At 33.5% G+C, this 24,161-nt stretch carries 11 protein-coding genes; all 11 read left to right on the forward strand.

The features are described from left to right. Position 1: 1 nt before the first annotated feature. The 11 genes from EC396_RS05570 (at position 2) to EC396_RS05620 (ending at position 24,157) form a co-directional block, all read left to right on the forward strand. Complete coding sequence (locus tag EC396_RS05570; RefSeq protein ID WP_129365714.1) at positions 2-976, forward strand: family 43 glycosylhydrolase; 975 nt, start codon at positions 2-4, stop codon at positions 974-976. Positions 977-996: 20 nt separating this feature from the next. Beyond that, positions 997-2,478, forward strand: coding sequence for a sulfatase (locus EC396_RS05575; protein WP_129365715.1), 1,482 nt, complete (start codon positions 997-999; stop codon positions 2,476-2,478). Positions 2,479-2,501: 23 nt separating this feature from the next. Then, positions 2,502-4,097 carry a sulfatase gene (locus tag EC396_RS05580; RefSeq protein ID WP_129365716.1) on the forward strand — a complete coding sequence of 532 codons (1,596 nt, stop codon included), beginning with the start codon at positions 2,502-2,504 and terminating at the stop codon, positions 4,095-4,097. 159 nt (positions 4,098-4,256) lie between these two features. Further along, a complete protein-coding gene (locus tag EC396_RS05585) occupies positions 4,257-6,950 on the forward strand; it encodes a glycoside hydrolase family 2 TIM barrel-domain containing protein (protein ID WP_129365717.1) in 2,694 nt (897 codons plus the stop codon). A gap of 137 nt (positions 6,951-7,087) precedes the next feature. Further along, the gene (locus EC396_RS05590) at positions 7,088-10,516 is read left to right on the forward strand and encodes a T9SS type A sorting domain-containing protein (RefSeq protein ID WP_164975212.1); all 3,429 of its coding nucleotides are present in this window, start codon (positions 7,088-7,090) and stop codon (positions 10,514-10,516) included. Positions 10,517-10,698: 182 nt separating this feature from the next. Beyond that, complete coding sequence (locus EC396_RS05595) at positions 10,699-13,743, forward strand: glycoside hydrolase family 2 TIM barrel-domain containing protein (protein ID WP_129365719.1); 3,045 nt, start codon at positions 10,699-10,701, stop codon at positions 13,741-13,743. Between the two features lie 10 nt (positions 13,744-13,753). Next, positions 13,754-17,236: a glycosyl hydrolase gene (locus EC396_RS05600; RefSeq protein WP_129365720.1), complete on the forward strand. Its 3,483-nt coding sequence runs from the start codon at positions 13,754-13,756 to the stop codon at positions 17,234-17,236. Positions 17,237-17,255: 19 nt separating this feature from the next. Then, positions 17,256-18,776: a sulfatase gene (locus EC396_RS05605; protein ID WP_129365721.1), complete on the forward strand. Its 1,521-nt coding sequence runs from the start codon at positions 17,256-17,258 to the stop codon at positions 18,774-18,776. A 67-nt stretch (positions 18,777-18,843) separates the two neighbouring features. Continuing rightward, positions 18,844-21,255: a hypothetical protein gene (locus EC396_RS05610; RefSeq protein ID WP_129365722.1), complete on the forward strand. Its 2,412-nt coding sequence runs from the start codon at positions 18,844-18,846 to the stop codon at positions 21,253-21,255. 17 nt (positions 21,256-21,272) lie between these two features. Continuing rightward, complete coding sequence (locus EC396_RS05615) at positions 21,273-22,724, forward strand: serpin family protein (RefSeq protein WP_129365723.1); 1,452 nt, start codon at positions 21,273-21,275, stop codon at positions 22,722-22,724. 14 nt (positions 22,725-22,738) lie between these two features. Then, positions 22,739-24,157, forward strand: coding sequence for a sulfatase (locus tag EC396_RS05620; RefSeq protein WP_129365724.1), 1,419 nt, complete (start codon positions 22,739-22,741; stop codon positions 24,155-24,157). The last annotated feature ends 4 nt before the right edge of the window (positions 24,158-24,161 follow it).

A 24,161-nucleotide genomic window follows, 5' to 3' on the forward strand; every position in this document is an offset into this window, starting at 1 on the left:
TATGTTAAAGCAATTTCACATAGCATCTGTATTTTTGTTGATTTTGCTGTCGACAGTAAGTTGTATTCATAAAAAAAAGACGATTGAAGTTAATGTCAATCAGCAAGAAATAGCTAATAAAAAGGATATTAATAATCCTGTAATTCGTCATATACGTACTGCAGATCCTTCAGCGCATGTTTGGAAAGATGGTAAAGTATGGATGTATACATCACACGATATGGAAGATGCTACATTCTACGACTCAATGGATGGTTACCACGCATTTTCTTCAACAGATATGGTAAATTGGAAAGACCATGGAGAGGTGCTTCATTCTAGAGACATTCCTTGGGGTGTTGGTGGATGGATGTGGGCGCCAACAGCTATTTATAAAAATAACAAATACTACTTACTATATCCTCATTCTGTAAAAGGAGTAAAAGATGATATGCGTTGTGGTGTTGCTGTTAGTGATGTACCAGAAGGACCTTTTAAATATTTGGGTTGGATAAAAGGTGTTGAAGGGCAATGGTTAGATCCATGTGTTTTTACCGATGATGATGGAAAAACCTATTTATATTGGGGTGTTAGAGAGCCAAAAGTAGCTCTACTAAAAGACAACCTTTTAGAATTGGCAGAAACCCCAAGAACCATTGAGTATGGAAGTGATAATTTTTTTGAAGCTAGTTATATGCACACGCAAAATGGGAACTATTATTTTTCATACAACGCTGGTTTAGGAGGTTTTTATGCTATGGGAGACAGTCCGTATGGACCCTTTGAATATAAAGGAGGTATCAACCCTAAGCAAAGACAAGACCATCATTCTATAGTTGAATATAAAGGGCAAAACTATTTCTTTTATCATGTACAAGATTGGAATGGCGGTACAAAATATAGAAGAAATACTTGTATAGAGTATTTGTATTATAATGAAGATGGAACAATTAAAGAAATTTATGCAACCAAAACAGGTGTTAAAAAAGTTAAATAAAAACTAATTAAATATAATAAATGAGAAGAAATAAACTACTAAGTATATTATTGTTGGGTTTTACAACGCTAGTCTGTTGTCAGGAATTAAAAAAAACTGAAAAGTCGGTAACGCAAAAAAAGCCCAATGTAGTCTATATTTTAACCGATCAGTGGAGAGGTTCAGCTTTAGGTTATGCAGGTGATCCAAATGTAAAAACACCTAATCTTGATAATTTTGCAAAAGAGGCGGTAAATTTTACAAATGCGGTTTCTGTAACTCCTGTTTGTACACCGCACCGTGCAGCATTACTTACCGGTAGGTTTCCTACTTCAACAGGAATGTTTTTAAACGATATTTATTTGCCTAGTGAAGAATTGTGTATGGCTGAAATTTTTAAGGCTGAAGGTTATAACACTGCTTATTGGGGAAAATGGCATTTAGATGGTCATGGTAGGGAAAATAATGTAGAGCCAGCAAGACGTCAAGGTTTTGATTATTGGAAAGGTGCCGAGTGCGATCATAATTATAACAAAGAGCATTATTATGCAAATAATGATCCTGAAAAAAAGTATTGGGAAGGTTATTCTCCATTTTCAATAGTTAAAGATGCTAACGACTATATAAGTGCACATGCAAATGATGATAATCCCTTTTTAATGGTTGTTTCTATTGCAACACCGCATTACCCTCATGATAGTGCACCTCAAAAATATAAAGATATGTACCCGCTTGAAAGTATCAAATTGGCTCCAAATGTTTCGGATCAATGGAAAGAAAGATCTTTAAAGGAGTTACAAGGGTATTATGCACATTGTACAGCTACAGATGAAGCTATTGGAACGGTATTGGATAAAATTAAAGAATTGAATTTAACTGAAAATACAATCATTGTTTTTTCTTCAGATCACGGAGAAATGATGGGTGCTCAAAACGTAAAACCTTTTGTAAAACAATTGGCTTGGGATGAGTCTATTAGAGTTCCTTTTTTAATTAGTTACCCATCAATTGGTGTAAATAAAGGAGCTGTGGTAAATGCACCTATCAATACACCAGACATACTTCCTTCATTATTAGGTTTGGCTAATATTAAAATTCCAGCAACTGTTGAAGGAGAAAATATTGCTACATTAATTAAAAATCCAGACCCAAATGCTGATCGTGCAGCTTTGATAATGAATGTGGCTCCTTTTGGTGGAAATTATAATGATTCTGAATACAGAGCTATAAGAACAAAACAATATACCTATGCTCGCACTCCAAAAGGTGCTAGTATGCTTTTTGATAATTTAAGCGATCCTTATCAAATGAACAATTTATTGGATAAACCTGAGGTTAAGGAAATTCAACAAGATTTAGATACAAAATTAAATGCCGCTTTACAAAGTATAGGAGACGAATTTAAAACAAGAGATTACTACCTTAAAAAGTGGAATTATACACTTGATGAAAAAAAGCATGCAGTTGATTGGTGGAGTTGGGGAAAAGGTGAAGGAGTTTTGCAATCGCCAATAATGAAATAAAAATCTAAAAATAATTTAAAATAATGTCACAGAAATTAATCATTTTTACTACAGTTATACTATTCGTTTTTGGAGCTTGTAATATCAAAAAAGCAAACAAAAAAGAAATTGAAAAACCGAAGCCTAATATTCTTTTCATAGTAGCTGATGATTTGGGTTATTCAGATCTAAGTTTTATGGGGAGTAAATACTACGAAACACCTAATATAGATAAAATCGCTGCTAACGGAATGGTATTTACCAATGGGTATGCAGGTTGCCAAGTATGTAGCCCGTCACGAGCAACATTGTTAACAGGTCAGTTTACAGCAAGGCACGGAGTTACAGATTGGATTGGCGCTCCCGAAGGTGAAGATTGGCGTGCAAAAAACCGCTACACTAAAGTACTTCCGGCTACATACAAACATCATATAGATACCAACACGGTAACATTGCCAATGGCTTTGAGAAATGCAGGATATACAACTTTTTTTGCAGGAAAATGGCATTTGGGAGACGAAGGTTTTTATCCTGAAAATTATGGATTTGATATTAACAAAGGAGGTTACCATAAAGGGGGTCCTGCAGGTGGTTATTTTGCGCCTTTCAACAATCCTAAATTAGAAAATCACCAAGCTGGTGAAAACCTTTCTATGCGGTTGGCAGAAGAAACAATCAACTTTATGAAAGCTTCAAAAGACAAACCATTTTTAGCGTATTTGTCTTTTTACGCGGTACATGGTCCTATTGAAACTTCAAAAGAAAAGTGGGAAAAATACAGAGACAAAGCTATTGAAATGGGGGTACCTGAAAAAGGTTTTGAAGAAGGTGATTTATTGCCTATGCGAAAATATCAAGACAATCCTGTTTATGGAGGTTTAGTTGAGACAATGGATGATGCTGTTGGAATGGTTTTAAACGCACTTAAAGAAACAGGTTTAGATAAAAATACCATCGTTATTTTTACTTCAGACAATGGAGGGGTAACTTCCGGAGATAACTATTCTACCAATAATCTTCCGTTAAAAGGCGGTAAAGGTTATCAGTGGGAAGGCGGTATAAGGATTCCGTATGTTGTTAGCGTTCCTTGGATGCATCAACAAGCTGAAAAAAGCAATATTCCTGTTGCAGGAAGCGACTTTTTTCCAACAATACTAGACCTTGCAGGTGTGCCTTTGCCTTCAAATGCGCAGATAGATGGTAAAAGTATTGTTCCCGTTTTAAAAGGAAATACACTGGAAGAACGCCCTTTATATTGGCATTATCCGCATTATGGAAACCAAGGTGGAAGACCAGTTTCTATAATGAGAAATGGAGATTGGAAACTCATTCATTTTTGGGAAGATGGGCACAATGAATTATATAATTTAGTTAAAGATATTCATGAAGATAACGACTTAGCCAAACTTCAACCAGAGAGAACAGCGGAAATGTCTCACGCATTGCTAAATTGGTTAGAAGAAGTTGGGGCAAAATATCCTCAACAAGATCCACTTTACGATGCAATAAAAGAAAATGAAGCCATTACAAATAAGAAGAATAACATGTTTAACTATCACGAGACGCTTCGTAAAGATATGTTACGTAAAGATTGGCAACCTAATAAAACCTGGTGGGGAAGTATTCAAACCGTAGACTAGTGTTTTTAAACTTTTTTCAGATTATGAGTAAATATCCTTGATGTATTTATTAACAGGTTGGCTATATACTTGTAGCCGTATAGTACAGGATGCAATTATTCATAAATTCAATTATGTTTAATGCCTGTTTAAAGATATGATAAAATAAAAACAAAAAATATGCAAAACCGCTTATTATTTATTACAACATTTTTAATAACTGCCTTTTATAGTCAGTTAAATGCTCAATTAAAATATACAATTAACGAATCTTGGTATTTTATTAAAGACAATTCCATACAAGATATCAATCAATTTAATTCGCAAAAAGACAAAGCCGAATTGGTTGATATTCCACATACTTGGAATGTTGAAGATGTGACTGATGAAGAAGAAGGTTTTTATCGTGGAGCAGGATGGTATACCAAAGAAGTAAAAATTCCAACTTCATTTAGTGAAAAAGAAGTATTTCTTTTCTTTGAAGGCGTGGCAACTGCAGCTGAAGTGTATGTAAATAACAAATTAGCCAGCACACATATCGGTGGTTTTACACGTTTTGTAGTGCCTATTTCAGACTATATAAAATTTGACAAAGCAACGGAGTTTACAACGTTTAATGTTACAGTTAAAGCAGACAATTCATACAATGAAGATTGGCCAGCATTGCACGCCGATTTTACTTTTTTTGGTGGAATGTATCGTGATGTAAATTTGGTAGTCAGAGAAAAAATTCACTTTAATATTGAAGACGATGCAGCCAATGGTGTTTTTATAACTACACCAAAAGTTTCTGCTGAAAGCGGAGATGTAAACTTAAAGGTGAAGATTCAAAATGATGAAACTTCAGCTAAAAAAGTAAAACTGGTAACAAAAATTTATGGTCCAAACCAAGAATTGGTGCAAGAAAAAACGGCTTCATTGAAATTAAAAGCAGGTATTTCTAATGAATTCAACTTAGCAATGAAACCAGTTTCAAATCCACAATTATGGTCAACAGATTCACCTAATTTGTACAAAGTTGTTTGTGAAATTTACGATGCAAAAACAAATCAAAAATTAGATGAATCGGCAAATCCTTTAGGTTTCCGTTGGTTTAAGTTTGATGTAGATAAAGGTTTCTTTTTAAATGGAGAATACTTAAAATTAATTGGCACCAACCGTCACCAAGATTATAAAGATATTAGCAATGCGGTTCCTGATCATATTCATGTTGAAGATGTTTTGTTGATGAAAGCGATGGGAAGTAATTTTTTACGTATTGCACATTATCCGCAAGATCCTATTATTCTTGAGCTATGTGACAGATTAGGTATTATTACAACAGTTGAAACGCCAATTATTGATACAGTTACCGAAAGTGAAGGGTTTACAAAAAACTGTTTAAGTGCGCAATTGGAAATGATTCGTCAAAATTACAATCACCCAAGTTTAGTTATTTGGGCATATATGAATGAAATTATTTTGCATCCTAAATTTACGGATGATAAAGAGCGTTACAAGATTTATACAGATTATATTGTTGAATTGGCACAAAAAATTGAAGATTTAACACGTGCTGAAGATCCATACAGATATACAATGATTCCTAATCACAACAGTGTAGAACGTTATAGTGAAGCGGGCTTGACAGATGTTCCTATGATTGTTGGTTGGAATATTTACAATGGATGGTATGGTGGTTCATATACATTGCTTCCAGAGAGAATTGAAGCAATGCGAGCTAAAGTAAAAAAACCAATGATTATTACAGAGTACGGTGCAGGAGTTGATCCAAGACTACACACTTTGTATCCAACACGTTTTGATTTTACACAAGAATATGGTGTTGAGTATCATAAATACTATTTAGAATACTTTGCAAAAAACGATTTTATTGCAGGAGCAAATGTTTGGAATTATGCCGATTTTAATTCTGAAGGACGCGTTGATGCGGTTCAAAGTATCAATAACAAAGGATTGGTTACTTTAGATCGTACACCAAAAGAAGTATTTTACTTTTATCAGGCTTCTTTGTTAAAAGAACCATTTTTAGCCATTGCTACCAAAACTTGGGGGCAACGTACGTATGTTGAAGACAAAGATGGATTGGGTATTTCAACAATGCCTGTTCAAATTTTCTCTAACCAAAATGAAATTGAATTATTGTTAAATGGTAAAAGTCTTGGTGTAAAAAAAGTAGTAGATAAAATTGCTGTTTTTGAAGTGCCTTTTGTAGATGGTATCAATCAATTAGTCGCTAAAAGTACAAACGGAATTTATCTAGAAGATTTTTCAGCCATTCGTATCAATGTACTTCCAATTTCATTAAAGAATTTCCCTGCTAGTGGAATCTCAATCAATGTTGGAGATCAACGTTTCTTTTACGATGATCAAATTAAACAAGCTTGGATGTTTGATAGAGCTTATACAAAAGGAAGCTGGGGGCATATTGGAGGTGAGCCTTACGTAAGACCAGCAAAAAACGTACAACAACCTTATGGAGCTAAGCAAACTATAAAAGGAACTAAAAATGATCCGCTTTATCAAACCCAATTAAAAGGCATAGAGCAATACCGTTTTGATGTACCTGCAGGTGTTTATGAAATAAAGCTTCATTTTGCAGAATTGGAAGGTACAGCAGTCAAACATTTACCATATGATTTAAGTGAAGAAATCTCAGAAGTAGCAAAAATTACTAATCGTACTTTTTCTGTGATTATCAACAATAAAAAAGTAATTGATAAAATTGATTTATTAGGGCAGTATGGAGAATATAGAGCTGTAAAAATTAAATCAGAAGTAAGTGTAAAATACGGAGAGCCATTAATTGTTGATTTCAAAAAAATTGTTGGGGAGCCAGTTTTAAATGCTATTGAAATTTATAAGAAATTATAATAGCAAAATGCAAAATAAATATTATTGAAGCAATTTTAGAGTGCTATATCTATTAAAAATAAGTAAATCAAACACAAATAAACTTAATGAACTTAAAAAATACATTACTAATATTATTTTTATTTAAAATAATGTTATTGTCTGCACAATCTTTGCAGCATCCGGTTATTTGGACAACTCCAGCTGAAAAAACGGATGTGTTGGCTAAAATTCAAAATTACGATTGGGCAAGTAGCATTGTTACAAAGGCTAAAGGAACTATTGAGTCTAAAGTAAATACGCATATTACAAATCCGCTTACAATTCTTAATACAATACCAGCATTAGCTGCAGATGATAATTTATCTGAATCAGCGGCTAGTTCTGCCAATGCAGGTCACGCTAAGGTACTTAATTACGCATCTTATGCCGCAATGGTGTATTATGTAACCGGAGAAGAAAAATATGCTCAGTTTGCTGCAGATATTTTATGGTATTATATAGAAGCGCTTAACACAAGAATTCCTAGTAATACAGCTATAAGTGGTAATGATTTTTACGACCCTCGTTGTAGTTATGCCCAATTTGCGATTGCTTATGACTTTATGGTGAATTACTTAAAAACACCAGGTACAGAAGTGTATAGTAAATCCCAAGGTAAAAAAATTACATTTGATAATGTAAAGGCACAAAAAGCAGTTTATAACATCGCCATGAATGCATTGCATGAACATGGAGGTACTGATACTAAATACGGACAAACAGTAAGCAATCACCCTATCTTAAGAGCACCTGGTGTATTGTTTAGTATTCTTTGTGTTGAAGATGATACCGAAAGAGAACGAATGTTTAATGTATTTTGGAATGTAGGTACAAAAGAACAGAATTCGTTTACAAAAAGCATTTTACCAATGTTTGGCGAACAGGGTATTTGGCCTGAAGCTGTTAGTTATAGTTTTATGCAGAACGTTACATTAGTGTTGAATATAGTTGATAGATTAAAGCCGGAATTAAATGTTATGAATAATAACATGCAAATTTTGGATGGAAATTTTTTATTTGACAATCTAAGAATGCCAAACAGGCGTTTTGTGCGTTATGGAGATTCTCATAGAGATATTGATAAAACTTCTGAAATATATAGGTATACTTTAAATTTAGCTACTAGAAGAAATTATACTAATTATATTGACAAAGCAAAAGTTGCTTTAAAACAAGGTTATGATGCTGAAGGTGGGTATAACCCTATTGTTCCAATAACCTCTTTTGACAATTATAGAGCTTTTGATCAATTATTTTGGGGTGTTGATATTCCTGTGATAAGTGGAGCAATCGACTTTCAAAAACCAACGGTTGTTGTTAAACATGCTGGCGTTGCATTACAACGTAATTATGTTGAAGCGAACAATGAAGATTATGGACTTTGTGGTATTATAGGAGGTGCGCATTATGTGCATTCTCATGTTACAGGTATAACTATGGAACTGTATGGTGCTGGTTATATAATGTCGGCCAATGCCGGATTACCAAAAACACTTGCTGAAAGATCACAGCCAGAACATGAAAATTACTTTTGGAGACATGCAGGTAACAATACAATGATTGTAAATGGAAAAACACATGGTATTCAGCCTGGTTCATGGAATACAGATTCTTATTTATGGATGAATACTACTGTAAATGTTGCTGCTGAACCAAAACATTTAGAAGATCCTATCAACCCAAATTTTAGTTTTGCCACTCAATTTTTAGATGATAAAGTAAATAATGAACAATCTAAACGTACATTAAGTACCATAAGAACAAGTGAAACTACGGGTTACTATTTTGATATGTTTCGTTCTAAATCATTGGGAACAAATAATTTTCACGATTATATCTACCATAATTTAGGTGACGCAACAAATGTTATGACAATGGATGGAACTCCATTGCCTGTTTCGCCAACAACCAGATATCAAAATGATATAGGAGATTTTCAAAAATCACCAGGTTGGCGATTTTTTGAAAATACCAACGTAACAGCATCAACCAATGCTGCCATTCAAGTGCGTTTTGATTTAAACGAAACCAATACCTATATGAATATGTTTGCTCCTGCAGGTGTAAACCGTGAATATACAAAAGCGCTTGGACCTGCAACTCGTGAAGCAAAAGGTGGTTATATCAATAAAAAAACACAAATTGTTGCGATCAGACAACAAGGCGAGGCTTGGAACTCGCCTTATGTGCATATTTTTGAACCTTCTAAATCTACAAATACCAGCGTTAAGTCTGTAGAACATTTATACCGAGGTGGTGTTATTGTTGGTGCAAAGGTAAATAGTCAGGTTGGTGATAAAGTAATTACAGATTATGTAATTTGTCAGGAAGATGCCTCTAAAATTGTTAGTATACCTGAAGTCGGAATTAATTTTACTGGTCATTTTGCTGTTGTGCGTTATGAGCAAATTTTAGATAAAGCTTATGTTACTTTGTATATTGGTGAAGGAACAAGTTTATCTTATGGCTCTTATTCTCTGCTGGCTGATGCAAATAAAAAAGGTCAGCGTGTAGTTGAAGTTACTGCAGATACAAGTAGAATAGTTGGGTTTAAAGATCTTTTAAATAATCAGGTAATTGCAAAAGGTGCTAATTTAAATATTGAAGGAATTATTGGATCAGATTTTACAGAGGCTACATTGTATGTAAATGATGTAAATGTTGGAACTAAAACAGGATCTTATGTTTGGTCTTCTGTTCCTGAGTTAACAAATATGATGGACTTATCATATTCGATTAAAATTGTAGCTAAGGATGCTCAAGGTTTAACTGAAGAAAGTACGCTAACTGTTTTAACGCCAAATCAATGGGCTTATACCAATGATAATTTACCTCATCCAATTCCTGGTAGAATAGAATTTGAACATTATGATAATGGAGGAATTGATATTGCTTACTGGGATAAATTAAATCAAAATAGCTCTTCATTTAGACCTGATGAAATGGTTGATATCAATACCGCAGGAACACAGGTGCGCGATATAAAATCAGGTGAATGGTTAGAGTTTACTATAGATGTGGCTCAATCAGGTAATTATAGTTTAGATGTAAATCATCAAACAAGACGAAGCCCAGCATTTAAACAACTTACGGTTTCTTTTCCAGATGAAAACATTACTTTTTTAAGTGATATTGTACTTACTAATACAGGGTCTGGAAGTTTTTTAACTGAGACTATAGGTAATTTTGATTTAGAAGCAGGAACCCATGTGCTAAGGTTTAGTTTGTTAGATTACGGTTTTGATTTAGATTATTTTGAATTGAAGCTTAAAACATTGTCGGTTGACGATCCTATTAATTTTAAACAAAAAATAAAAATATATCCAAACCCAACAAATGGTTCATTTACAATTAAGACAGGTGAATCTGGTTGGGAAAATGTAAGTATTTTTAGTATGCTAGGTGTAAAAGTATATTCAAATAACTCTGGTCAAGAAAAACTTACTATTAATACAAAAGAGTATAATATGAACAATGGCTTGTATCTTGTTGTAATCACAGATCAACAAGGAAATAGGTCTACACAAAAATTAATTGTTCAATAAGTATTTAAATTTAAAGAGATCAATTGTAAATAAAATAAAGTCTAATGGTCTAAAGTATGTGGTTCTATAATTGTTTAATCATTTTATAGAATTACATGCTTTTCGAAATTTTGTTAGTTGGTCTTGCAAAATAAATGTATCAATTTTTCAAAAGAAATAGAAAATTAAATCCTTAAAGTAATATGAAAATTAACTTAAAAATTAAAGCCTGTTTAATAGTTGCATTTGTATTTTTTTCAATGCAATGTTTTTCACAACGTACAGAAACTAACTTCAATAATAACTGGAGTTTTATTTTAGAAGACAACACGACATTTTCAGCAAAAGATTTTGATGCTAGTTCTTGGACAGTTTTAGATGTGCCACACGATTGGTCTTTTGAAAAAGGAGTGAGAGATGGAGGAGATCAAGGACAAGGTGGTGGCTATCACGATGGTGGTATTGGTTGGTATCGAAAATCGTTCAATGTAAAAAAAGAAAGCCTTTCAAAAATAAACTACATCAATTTTGATGGTGTTTATATGAATAGTGAAGTTTGGATTAATGGCATTTATTTGGGTAAAAGACCTTATGGATACATAAGTTTTCGCTACGATATTTCTAAATATTTAAATGAAGGGCAAAATACCATTGCTGTAAGAGTAGACAATAGCTTAGAACCTTCAGCACGTTGGTATCACCCTTGTGGTATTTATGCTGCAGTGCGTTTAATTCAAGTTAATCCTTCGCACATTGCTCCAAATGGTGTATTTGTAACGACACCTAAAATTGAAAAATCACAAGCTACAGTATCTGTAAAAACTGCTTTTGTAAATGCTTCCGAAGGAAAAACGTGTAAGACAACTATTTTATCTTCTGAAGGAAAGGTTTTAAAAACAGCTACACAAAAAATAAAAGATTCTGAAAGTACTATAAATCTTGAAGTTGCAAACCCAAAATTATGGAGTCCAGAAACACCAAATTTATACAAAGTAATTACTCAACTAGTTGATGGTAAAAAAATAATTGACCAGGTTGAAACTACGTTTGGATTTAAAACTGTAAAATGGGATACTAAAACTGGTTTTTGGCTAAATGGAGAAAATGTTAAATTAAAAGGTGTTTGCGAACATTGGGAAGGAGGACCAGTAGGTGGTGCTTGGACAAAACCAATGTTGCGTTGGAAATTACAATCTTTAAAAGATATGGGTATCAATGCCATTCGTCCATCACACAACCCAACACCTCCAATGTTTTATGACATTTGTGATGAAATTGGTTTACTGGTTATGGATGAAATTTTTGACGGTTGGCACAAAAAAGCCCCTCAAGATTATGGTGCGCAAGCTTTTGATGCATGGTGGCAACGCGATATGACTGAGTGGATTACAAGAGACCGCAACCATGCAAGTATTTTTGTTTGGAGTTTAGGAAATGAAACACATAGTGATATTGCACCTGAATTGGTGAAATTAGGACGCAGTTTAGACAATACAAGACTGTTTACTTCAGGAGCTGGAAACTCTGAAGATATGGATATTATTGGGGTAAATGGAGGTTCTGAAACCCAATCGTTTTTAGAAAACAAAACTTTTGACAAGCCTTTTATCTCTACCGAAGCGCCACATACTTGGCAAACACGTGGGTATTATAGAACACAAACATGGTGGAGAGACAATGCCCTGCCAGGAACATACGAGTTACCAAATTTAACAGAAAAAGAGATTTTCTTTTATGAAGGTATCAACCCTAAAAACTGGAAAAACAGAAAGCAATGTTTCAATTCTTCTTATGATAATGCGACTGTTAGAATTTCAGCGAGAAAAAATTGGGAAGTAATGCGTGACACGCCTTGGCATAGTGGGCATTTCCGCTGGACTGGTTTTGATTATTATGGTGAAGCTGGTTTGGTGCATGGAGGTTTGCCTTTTAATTTATTTATGGGTGGCGCATTGGATGTTGCTGGTTTTAAAAAGGACTTGTTCTATTTTTATCAAAGTCAATGGACAACAAAAACCATGCTGCATATGTTACCAAGTTGGACGCATCCAAGAATGGAAAAAGGAACTGTGATTCCGGTTTGGGTATATTCTAATGCAGATGAGGTTGAATTATTTTTGAATGGAAAATCATTAGGAAAAGACAAGCCAGGAACTGTTTGGAATGAAATGCAATGCGAATGGATGGTGCCTTATGAAGAAGGAAAGTTAGAAGCAGTAGCTTATGTTAAAGGAAAAGAAGTTAAAAGAACGGCATTTAATACAAGTGCACAGCCTTCAAAATTAAAAAATACAATTACAAAATTAGCAGCTGAAGATAGCTTTAGAGCTAGTTATATTTTAACTTCAGAAGGTATTGATGCTAATGGAAACCTATTTCCTTACGCTGAAAATAAAGTGTATTACAATTTACAAGGCGATATTGAAAAAGTTTCTATTGAAAATGGTAATCCTATCGATCCTACAAGCCGTACAAAAGCTGATTATAGAAGTCTGTTTTTTGGAAAAGTACGCTTGTTTTTAGAAGAAAAATCAGCAGCTAAAAATGCTTCCATAATTACAGCTGCTATTTTAGGTGATAAAGCGTTGTACGTTTCAAACGAAATAAGTATTGATGCGCAGCAAATTGCTTTATTTGGAAAATCTAAATTTTCTGATTTTGAAATTTTATATACTGTAAACGGTGATAATCCAGCTACTTCAGGAATCGTTTATAAAAAACCATTTACAGTTTTAGATGGTACTACTGTAAAAGCAGTGGTAAAACAAAACGGAAAAGTTGTTTTAACTATGGAAGAAACCTTTGGTAAAAACGAAGGGTTGTTTTGGGGTGATGAGCATTCCGCAGCAATGTGGGTAGGTAGAGGTGTTAATATTGCTGCAGAAGAAGGGATTCTTGAAGGTGATGCAGTAGTAAGTGATGCGGCACATCGTTATAAAGGAAGTGGATTTGTGCGATTTGATGGCAAAGAAGGTGCTATCACTTTTTATCAAGAAAATGATGGTGAAGCGGGTGATTATAGCATTCGTTTTAGATATATGCACAACAATGAAGGTAAGTTGCACCCAATGAAATTATTTGTAAACGATGAATATATAAGAACTTTAGAATTTCCTTCAACAGGAGATTGGGAAAAAGAATGGAAATTTGTGCCAACAATTATAGTGTTAAAAGCAGGAGCAAATAATATAAAACTACAAACAAACGGTGAAAGCGGCCCTTATATTGACGAATTGTTTGTTGATTAATTACTGAAGTATGAAACAGACCATTTACAGCTTAATATTACTATTTTTTTGTTTTAGCATACAGGCTCAAAATTTAGGTGAAATAAATCTTGAAGATAATTTTCAAAATCCACCTAACGAAGCAAAGGCAAGAACTTGGTGGCATTGGATTAGTGGAAATGTTTCAAAAATGGGAATTACGGCTGATTTAGAAGCAATGAAATCAGTAGGAATTCAAGAAGCGCAATTGTTTAATGTGCATTTGGGTTTTCCTGAAGGTCCTGTAAAATATCTATCTGATGAATGGTTAGCGCTATTTCATTTTTCAGCAAAAGAAGCAAAACGACTAGGATTAGAATTGACATTTCATAATGGTCCTGGTTGGTCTTCTTCTGGAGGTCCTTGGGTAACGCCAGAAAATGCGATGCAAACGGTGGTTTTTAGCGAGCTAACTGTAAAAGGTGGAAAACAATTTCATAGCAAATTACCCAAACCTATAACGAAGTTTGATTTTTATAAAGATATAGCCATTGTAGCGTTTCCAAAACCAAAAGATTCTTTAAAAATTGATGGTTTAGATTATAAGATTTTATCAAATAGAATTAGAAATCATTTATTGCCAGATACCAAAGTAATTCCTGAGTCTGCCATTGTAAAAAAAGAAAGCATTGTTAATATCACTTCTAAACTATCTAAAGAAGGTGTTTTAGAATGGAATGTGCCAGAAGGTGAATGGGTTATTTTGCGAATTGGTCATACTGCAAACGGCGCAAAAAATAGACCTGCACCAGCTGGTGGTCAAGGTTTAGAGGTAGATAAAATGTCTAAAACCGCTTTGGATAAATATTGGAATGCTGGTATTCAACCAATTCTAAATAAATTAGGCGATTTAGTTGGAACTACGGTTAATAATTGTTTAATTGATAGTTATGAGGTTGGTTCGCAAAACTGGACAACTGGTTTTGAAGATGAATTCAAAAAATTAAGAGGCTATAGTTTACTATCTTATTTGCCAACATTAGCAGGGTATTATGTAGATAGTGGCGAAATTACAGAACGTTTTCAATGGGATTTTAGAAGAACCATTGGCGATTTAATTGCTGAAAATTATTATGGTCATTTTGCAGAATTATGTCATAAAAACAACTTAAAATTTTCTGTAGAACCGTATTGGGGACCTTTTGATAATATGCAAGTAGGTGCCAAAGGAGATATTGTAATGTGCGAGTTTTGGAGTGGAGGTTATCCTTTTTTTGATTCTTCTAAATTTGTATCATCCATTGCACATTTAAATGGAAGTTCCATTGTTGGGGCAGAGTCTTTTACCGGAATTGGTGGTTGGGACAAACATCCTGCAACTATAAAATCTATTGGTGATAGAGCTTGGGCTGAAGGCATTACACGTTTTATTTTTCATACTTATGTGCATCAACCTTGGGATGTTGGCCCAGGAATCGCGCTAAGTTACCACGGTTTTGATTTTAATCGTTTAAATACCTGGTGGACACAAAGTAAATCGTATTTAGATTATATAGCCAAATCACAATACTTATTACAACAAGGAAATAATGTTGCAGATGTGTTATTTTTCACGGGAGATTCTTCTCCAAATACTGCATTTTTATTACCAGAACTTAAAAAATCGGGGTACGATTACGATTTAATTGGTGCGAATAAATTGGCTGAATTAAGTGTGAAGGATGGAAAAATAGTGACAAAATTTGGGGTTGCTTATGAAGTCTTATTACTGCCAGAAAGCGATTGGATAACAGCTAAAACCTTAAAAATAATAGCCTCATTGGTTGATAAAGGCGCAAAAGTGATTGGTGCAAAACCAACTCAATCTCCAAGTTTAACCAATTATCCACAAAACGATGCTTATATTAAAACCACAGCCCAAGCGCTTTGGGATAGTAATTTGATTCAAGATATTTCTGTAGAAGACTTCCTAAATAATAACAAGATTTCTCAAGATTTTTCTATTGAAGAAGGAAATGCAACGGACATCAGTTTTATTCATAGAAAAACAGCAAATGAAGTTATTTATTTTATTGCCAATGCAAAAAAAGAAAGCACAACCTTTACAGCTCGTTTTAGAACATTGAACAAACAACCTGAATTGTGGAATTCGGAAACTGGAGAAATTAAAGAATTAGCGGTTTGGGAAACAAATGCCGACGGCACAACTAGCATTCCGTTAACTTTAGATAGTGAAGCTTCTGTTTTTGTTGTCTTTAGAGAGAATTTAGCAAGCGAAAGTCATATTGTAAAAGCGAATATGAGCTTAGAAAAACCCAAAGCAGTTCCTTTATCAAATTTAAAAATAATAAAAGCTGAATATGGAAATTTCTTGCAAGAAGGTTTAATAGATATAACAGATAAAGTAGTTAAAGAAGTACATAATGGAAAGTTAAATTTTCAAATGTCTAGAGGTTTTTGCGACTGTGACCCAGCAATGGGCTATGTAAAAGAATTCCGATTAGCATATCAAATTGGTGATGAAATCAAATACCTTCACGCAGAAGAAAGAGAGTTTATTACGATTGATGCAGGGAATAAAGAACTCAAAATAATTTCGGCAATATTTGGTAAATTTAAACCTGAAACTACAGGTGTACCTAAAAACTTTGAAGCGTTTGATGTTACTGAAAAGATTAAAAAACAGGTGGCTTCTGAAATTTATAATATCAAAATTTCAGATGATTTAGTTGAAGGTAAACCCCTGAAAAACGAAAATAATTTCCTGAAAATTACCTTTGAAACAGATGGAAACACAAGAACTTCAATTATTTCTGAAGGAGAATTTTTAAATCTGGATACATCTATTTCTTCCTCAGAAATTTACATAGAAAAGGGAAATACCATTTGGAAAACGCCTTTTTCTGGCACGCTGTCTTATGAAACGAATGTAGGAACTTCAAAAAATGTAAAAGTAAAAGTTCCAAAGCCAATAGTGCTTTCTGAAAATTGGGAAGTGACTTTCCCTTTACAAAATGGAACTTCAACAAAGAAAACATACCAAACATTAACCTCTTGGTCTAATGCTTCAGAAGAAGAAATTCAACATTTTTCAGGAACGGCTATTTATGAGAAAAACTTCAATTTGTCTAAAAAACAGGTGTCTAAAGAAAATGCTTTAGAATTAGATTTAGGAAGTGTAGGTATTGTGGCTGAAGTGATTGTAAATAACCAAAAAGTAGCCACACTTTGGAAAGCACCTTTTAGAGTTGATATTACTGATTATGTAAAAAAAGGTTCAAATAATATAAAAATTAAGATTACCAATTTGTGGGTAAACCGATTGATTGGTGATGAAAATTTATCATTAGACTACGAACGCAATGGAGAAAAAATGAAAAGTTTACCAGATTGGTTGCTAAATAACATAAAGCGCCCTTCAAAAAGAACAACTTTTGCCTCTTGGAAGCATTGGGATAAAAATGACAACTTATTGATGTCAGGACTTTTAGGGCCTGTAAAAATTAATGTGTTAGTTGTTAAAAAGTTAAAGTAAAATATAAGTCTAAAAAAACATGAGAAAATTAAGTTATATATTTCTATTAATCCTTATTTCATCAACCTACGGAATTAAGGCGCAAACAAATGTTGTTAAACAAAACTCCAATAAACCCAACGTATTGTTTATTGCGGTTGACGATTTAAATACTTGGTTGGGTTGTTTAAATAATTATTCAAATACCAAAACACCAAACATTGATAAATTGGCAGCTTCGGGTGTGTTGTTTTCAAATGCACATTGTCAAGCGCCGTTGTGTGGGCCTTCACGTGCTTCATTAATGACAGGTTTACGTCCGTCTTCAACAGGAATTTACGGAATGATTCCTGATGAAAAAATTCGTTCAGAAAATCCTGCAACAAAAGAAATTACATTTCTTCCAGAGTATTTTAAAAACAATGGTTATTATACAATGGGAATAGGAAAATTGTTTCACGATCACGCTCCAGATGGCGTTTTTGATGAATCTGGGGGTAGAGTAAAAGGATTTGGACCTTTGCCAGAAAAACGCTTTGTGTGGGATGGTTTTGGAACTTCAGACAGAAAACAGTACGGTCGTACAAGTACTGATTGGGGTGCTTTTCCTGAAAGAGAAGATCAAATGCCAGATCATCAATCGGTAGATTGGACAATTGAACGTTTGAATAAAGATTATGACAAGCCGTTTTTTATGGGATTAGGATTTTTACGTCCGCACGTACCTTTATACGTACCTCAAAAATGGTTTGATATGCACCCTATTGAAAGTATTCAAGTTGCACCGTATTTATCAGATGATTTAAAGGATGTACCACAAGTTGGGTTAGATATCAACGATTTACCTATGATGCCTTCAACAGAATGGGCCATAGAAAGTGGCGAATGGAAAAAAATTATTCAAGCTTATTTGGCCTGTGTAAGTTACGTGGATTATGAAATAGGACGTGTGATGGAAGCGCTTGAAAATAGTAAATATGCCAAAAACACCGTTATTGTATTGTGGTCTGATCACGGGTATCGTTTGGGTGAAAAAGGAACTTTTGCAAAACACGGATTATGGGATTCGGCAACAAAAGCGCCTTTGTTATTTGTAGCTCCAAATCTTCCAAAAGGAAAAATAATAGATGCGCCGGTTGAAATGCTTTCAGTGTATCCTACACTTTTAGAGTTGTGTGGATTGTCATCTTATGAAAGAAACGAAGGCGTAAGTTTGGTTCAATCAATGTTAGCAAATAAACCAAATAAAAAAGCATATGCGTTAACAACTTATGGTATGAATAATCATTCGGTAAGTGCAGGAATTTACAGGTTTACGCAGTATGAAGACGGATCACAAGAATTGTACAATCACAAAATTGACCCTAACGAATTTACCAACCTTGCTAAATTTCCTGAGTACAAAAGCGAAATTGAAAAGTTGAAAAAGTATTTTCCTAAAACAAATAAAATTTGGGACGCTAATTCATCATATACATTTCAACCTTATTTTGTAGCGCAAAAAGCAAGAACCAATGGTGCAGATAGCAAACCATTAAAAGTTATTGGAGCAGATAAATAACAATTATAAAATGATTAAAAAATTGAACCCCTTTTTTAAAGTACTATTGTTTTTAAACATATTACTTATGCATTCGGCATTCGCACAATCGTTAAAACACCCAGTCATTTGGGTAACAGCAGAAGAGCGCGCAGGAATTCTTGAAAATGTTGAAAAATACGATTGGGCAAAAGATCTTGTAAATCAATTGCATGAGCGTGTTGATCCGGCACTTAAAATACATGAAAAAAATCCGAATGCTATTTTAAATACAATACCTGATTTTGCCAAGCACGATCGTGAAAATTCTGAACAAAAAGCAGGACCTTTAGCGGCAGGGCATAATAAGGTTTTAGCACTTGCTTCAGAAGCAGGAATGTTATATTATTTAACTCAGGAAGAAAAATATGCCCAATTTGCTGTGGATATTTTAGGGTATTATGTGGATGTAATTGCTCCTAAAACACCACAAACTACAACAATTTGTGGTTATGAGTTTTTTGATCCAAGAACCACATACGGACCATTTGCATTGACCTATGATTTTATTTACAATTATGTAAAGCAACCAAATGCAACGGTATATAATAAAGAAAAAGGTGTTAGAATTCCATTCGACAATGCAAAAGCACAAAAGGCAATTGCAAATGTTGTTGGTAATGTTTTACAAGAATATGGAAAACCAGATAAGCATGGTAAAATAGTTTCCAATCATCCAATATTAACCGCTACAGGAGCATTGTTTGGTATTTTATGTATTGAAGATGATGTTGAACGTAATCGTTTGTTTCATGTTTTTTGGGAAGAAGGAACTGCACATCAAAATTCATTCAAAAACACCATACTTCCTATGTTTGGTGAACAAGGAATTTGGCCTGAATCTTTGAGTTATAGTTTTATGTCTATTATAACATTGACCTTAAATATTGTAGATCGAGTGTATCCAGAAATGAATGTAACTAAGGATAACCAACATATTTTGAATGGAAATTTTTTATTTGATTATTTAAGACATCCAAATAGAAAATTTGTTCGTTATGGCGATTCTAAAAGAAATAACGACAGTACTGAAGATCTTTACAGGTATACTTTAAGTATTGCTGAAAGAAGGGGTTATACATATTTGAAGCAAAAATCACAAATTGCATTAAGACAGGCTTATGATACCAAAGGTGGTTATCAACCAAAACTTGATGATAATATTTTTAATAATTTTCAGCCACTAGACTTATTTTGGGGACAACCTATTCCTAAAAAAATTGAAGGAGGTATTAATTTTAACAAACCTACTGTTATTATAAAACATGCAGGTGTTGCTTTGCAACGTAATTTTGTTGAAAAAGACAACCAAATATATGGGCTTTCTGGAATTATTGGAGGTGCTCACTATGTACATTCTCACCTAACAGGAATTTCTATGGAATTGTATGGTGCAGGTTATGTTATGAGCCCAAATGCTGGTTTGCCAGCTTCTGTAAAAGAAAGACAAATTCCGCTTCATGAAAATTATTTTAGATTGTATGCAGGGAATAATACCGTGGTTGTTAACGGTACATCGCATGGTTTAGATGAAGGTTCTTGGAAAGGAGGCGCGTATGTATGGCAAAATACAACTAAAAATATCGCTTCAGAACCTAAACATTTGGAAGATCCAATAAGTGAGAATTTTAGTTTTGCTACCCAATTTTTAAAAGATGAAGTAAATAATTGTAATCAGGAACGTACCTTAAGCACTATTAGAACCAGTGATAAAACAGCCTATTATTTTGATATGTTTCGTTCAAAATCTTTAGATGAAAATAAATTTCACGATTATATTTACCACAATATTGGTGATGAAACAATCATAAAAAATGAAAAAGGACAAGTTTTAAGTCTTACAGAAACAGATCGTTATCAAAATGATATTGGAGATCCAGTGCAATCTCCGGGGTGGCGTTATTTTGAAAATACACAGGTTACGGAACCAACAAATAGTGCTGTTAAGGTTACTTTTAAAATAGCGTATGATGATAAATACATGCATATGTTAGTGCCAAAAGGTGTTGAAAGAGCATATACAAAAGCACTAACACCGCCAACAAGAGAAGCTGAAAATGGATATGTTACAAAGAAAACCCAGCTACTTGCTATCAGGCAAAATGGGGAAGCTTGGGATAAACCTTTTGTAGCTGTATTTGAGCCTTCAACAAAAAGCGAATCCAGTGTTCAGGGTATAGAACCTTTAATGGATGGCGCAAAAATTGTAGGTGCTAAAGTAGTTTCTAAAGTAGAAGCATTGACTATTACAGATTATATTATTTCACAAGATAAGTCGGATGCAGTTTATGTAAATAAAGCCTTTAAATTAAATTTTGAAGGACGATTTGCTATTGTTCGTGTTGAAGAATCAAAAGGCAAGAAAACAACGAGTTTATATATTGGTGAAGGAAAAAAAATAAATTTTGAAGATCATAGTTTAGAAAGTGATTCTCAAAATAAAGCATTTAAATCATTTTAATTAAAAAAAAACTGAAAATGATGAATTATAAACCTATTACAATTTTGGCTATCGTATTTTTAACGATTACTAATTTGGGACAATTGAAAGCTCAAAATAGTGAACTTAGTAAATCATTCAATCAGTTTTCCTTTGATTTATACCACGAAATAAAACTTGAAAAAGGAAATGTTTTTCTTTCGCCGTTGAGTAGCTATTACGCGCTTTTATCGGCATACGAAGGTTCTAAAAACAAAACAAAAGAGGAATTTGAAAACGTATTGTATTTAAAAGATTCAGCTTTTACCAACAGTGATTATCCAAATAAGTTTACGCTTAAAACGGACAGTTTAGCTGGTTTAAAAATTTCGAATGCCGTTTGGGTAGATAAAAGGTTTCAAGTGGAACCGGCGTTCAAAAATGCTGTTTCAAATAAATATTCTTCGGATTTTAAACAAACCGAGTTTGCAAATACAAAACAGGCGGTTTCAGATATTAACTATTGGGTGGCAGATAAAACAAATCAGCGTATAACAAACATGGTAAGTCCAACTGATATAAATTCTGAGACAAAATTAATGATTTCGAATGCTGTTTACTTTAAAGGTGAGTGGCTTAAAAAGTTTGAAAAACATAGAACAGCTGAATCAACTTTTTTCACAGATAATGAAAATCAATACAAAGTCGATTTTATGAATACCACTGAAAAGCTAAATTATTTTGAAAATGATGCCTTTCAATTTGTAGCAAAGCCATACAAAGACTCTTATTTATCATTTTGTATGATGCTACCCAAAGAACTAAATGGACTTGAAGCCGTTGAAAAAAGTTTGAATGCCAATTTTTTTGATGAAATTTTAGAAAAATCATCGAATACAGAAGTTTGGATTTCTATGCCAAAAATAAAAATGGAGGCGAGTTATAAACTAAAATCTGCCCTTACAAATATGGGTTTAAATACGGTATTTAATAATGAAGCAGATTTTTCGGGCATATTAAAAAATGAACCTTTGGCGATTGCACAAGTAGCCCACAAAACCTATTTTGACATAAACGAAGATTATACAGAGGCTACTGCAGCCACAACGACTATCGTTTATATTAGAGGGATGCCTTCATATAAAACGTTTAAAGCAGATCATCCATTTGTTTTTTTCATTATTGATACCAAGACCAAAGCTATTGTGTTTATGGGCAGGTATGTTACCCCTGAAGATGGTAAAATGATTGATAAAGCAGATTTTGAGAATAATATAGAGAAAAGAGTACTTAAAAATTTAGGTTGGAATTCAGGAAAAGAGCCTTTACTAATTTTGACTGATGGAAAAAAAATGAAAGAAGTTGATATTCAAGATGTGAATTTTAAAAATGTTATTGATTTTAAGGTTTACACAAAAAAGGAAGATATTGAAAAATACACAACAAAGGCTTATTATGGTATTGGGGTTGTGGTATTTACAGTTAAAAAAATCAAGAAAGGTATTAAATAATTAAGTTACATCAAATGAAACAGCAATTTTTAAAAATGTTTATTTTCAGTATGGTCTTTTCCTCTTTTGGGTTTAGCCAATCTTTAACAACGCAAAAGAATGTTAAAAGTCAGAAACCAAATATATTATTTATAGCAGTAGATGATTTACGACCAGAACTCAATTTTTACGGAGCAAATCACATCAAATCTCCTAATTTAGATAAATTGGCTGGCGAGAGTCTAATTTTTGAGCGTTCATATTGTAACGTGCCTGTTTGTGGTGCATCCAGAGCTAGTTTAATGACAGGTGCAAGACCAACCAGAAACCGATTTTTAGATGCACATGTTAAAAAAGACGAAGATTATCCTGATGCGATATCGTTGCCATTGCTATTAAAACAAAATGGTTATCAAACTATTTCTAACGGAAAAATATATCATTATGGCAATGACGATGCTAAGGCTTGGGATGAAATTTGGACAGCTGCTGCTTTATGGACATACGCTTTGCCTGAAAGTCAAGAAATACGAAAAAATACACCTCGAGGTTTACCAACAGAGATAGCAGATGTTCCTGATTCTATTTATAGAGATGGGAAATTGGCGTTGAAAGTGATAAAAGATTTGCAAAAACTGAAAACTTCTAACAAACCTTTCTTTTTAACTATGGGAGTAGCAAAGCCTCATTTGCCGTTTGCAGCTCCAAAAAAATATTGGGATTTGTATGATAGAAACGACATACAACTTCCTGAAAGTTATGTGCAGCCTGAAACGACACCAAAACAGGCTTTTCATAATTTTGGAGAATTGCGACAATATGAAAATATTCCAAAAAAAGGAGATTTGCCAGAGGATTTAGCAAAGGAATTGATACACGGTTATTATGCAAGTGTAAGTTATATTGATGCGCAAATAGGTTTGGTGTTGGACGAGCTAAAGCGATTAAATTTAGATGAAAACACCATTGTAATTTTATGGGGTGATCACGGTTGGAATTTAGGTGATCATAAATTGTGGTGCAAACATATTAATTTTGAAACTGCTCTTAGAACACCATTAATAATTAAAGTTCCTGGAAAAACTAAGGGTCAAAAAACCGATGCAATTACTGAATATATTGATATTTATCCAACATTGGCAGAATTAGTAGGTTTAAAATCGCCTAATTCTGTTGAAGGAAAAAGTTTTGTACCTATAATTAACGGACAAAAATCTGATAAAAATTGGGCGGTAAGCAAATTTAAAGATGGTGTTACGCTAATTAAAGATGATTTGTTTTATACAGAATGGACAGATGACGCAGGTGTTGCTTATGCGCGTATGTTGTTTGATCATAAAACAGATCCTTTAGAATTGGATAATTTGGCAGAAAAACCAGCTTATGAAGAAACTGTAAAAGCACTTTCAAAAGAACTTCGTGAAAAATGGGGGAAAGATTTTTTAACTAAATAATTCA

The organism is Lutibacter sp. HS1-25 (genome assembly GCF_004121075.1).
Classification (GTDB): Bacteria; Bacteroidota; Bacteroidia; order Flavobacteriales; family Flavobacteriaceae; genus Lutibacter.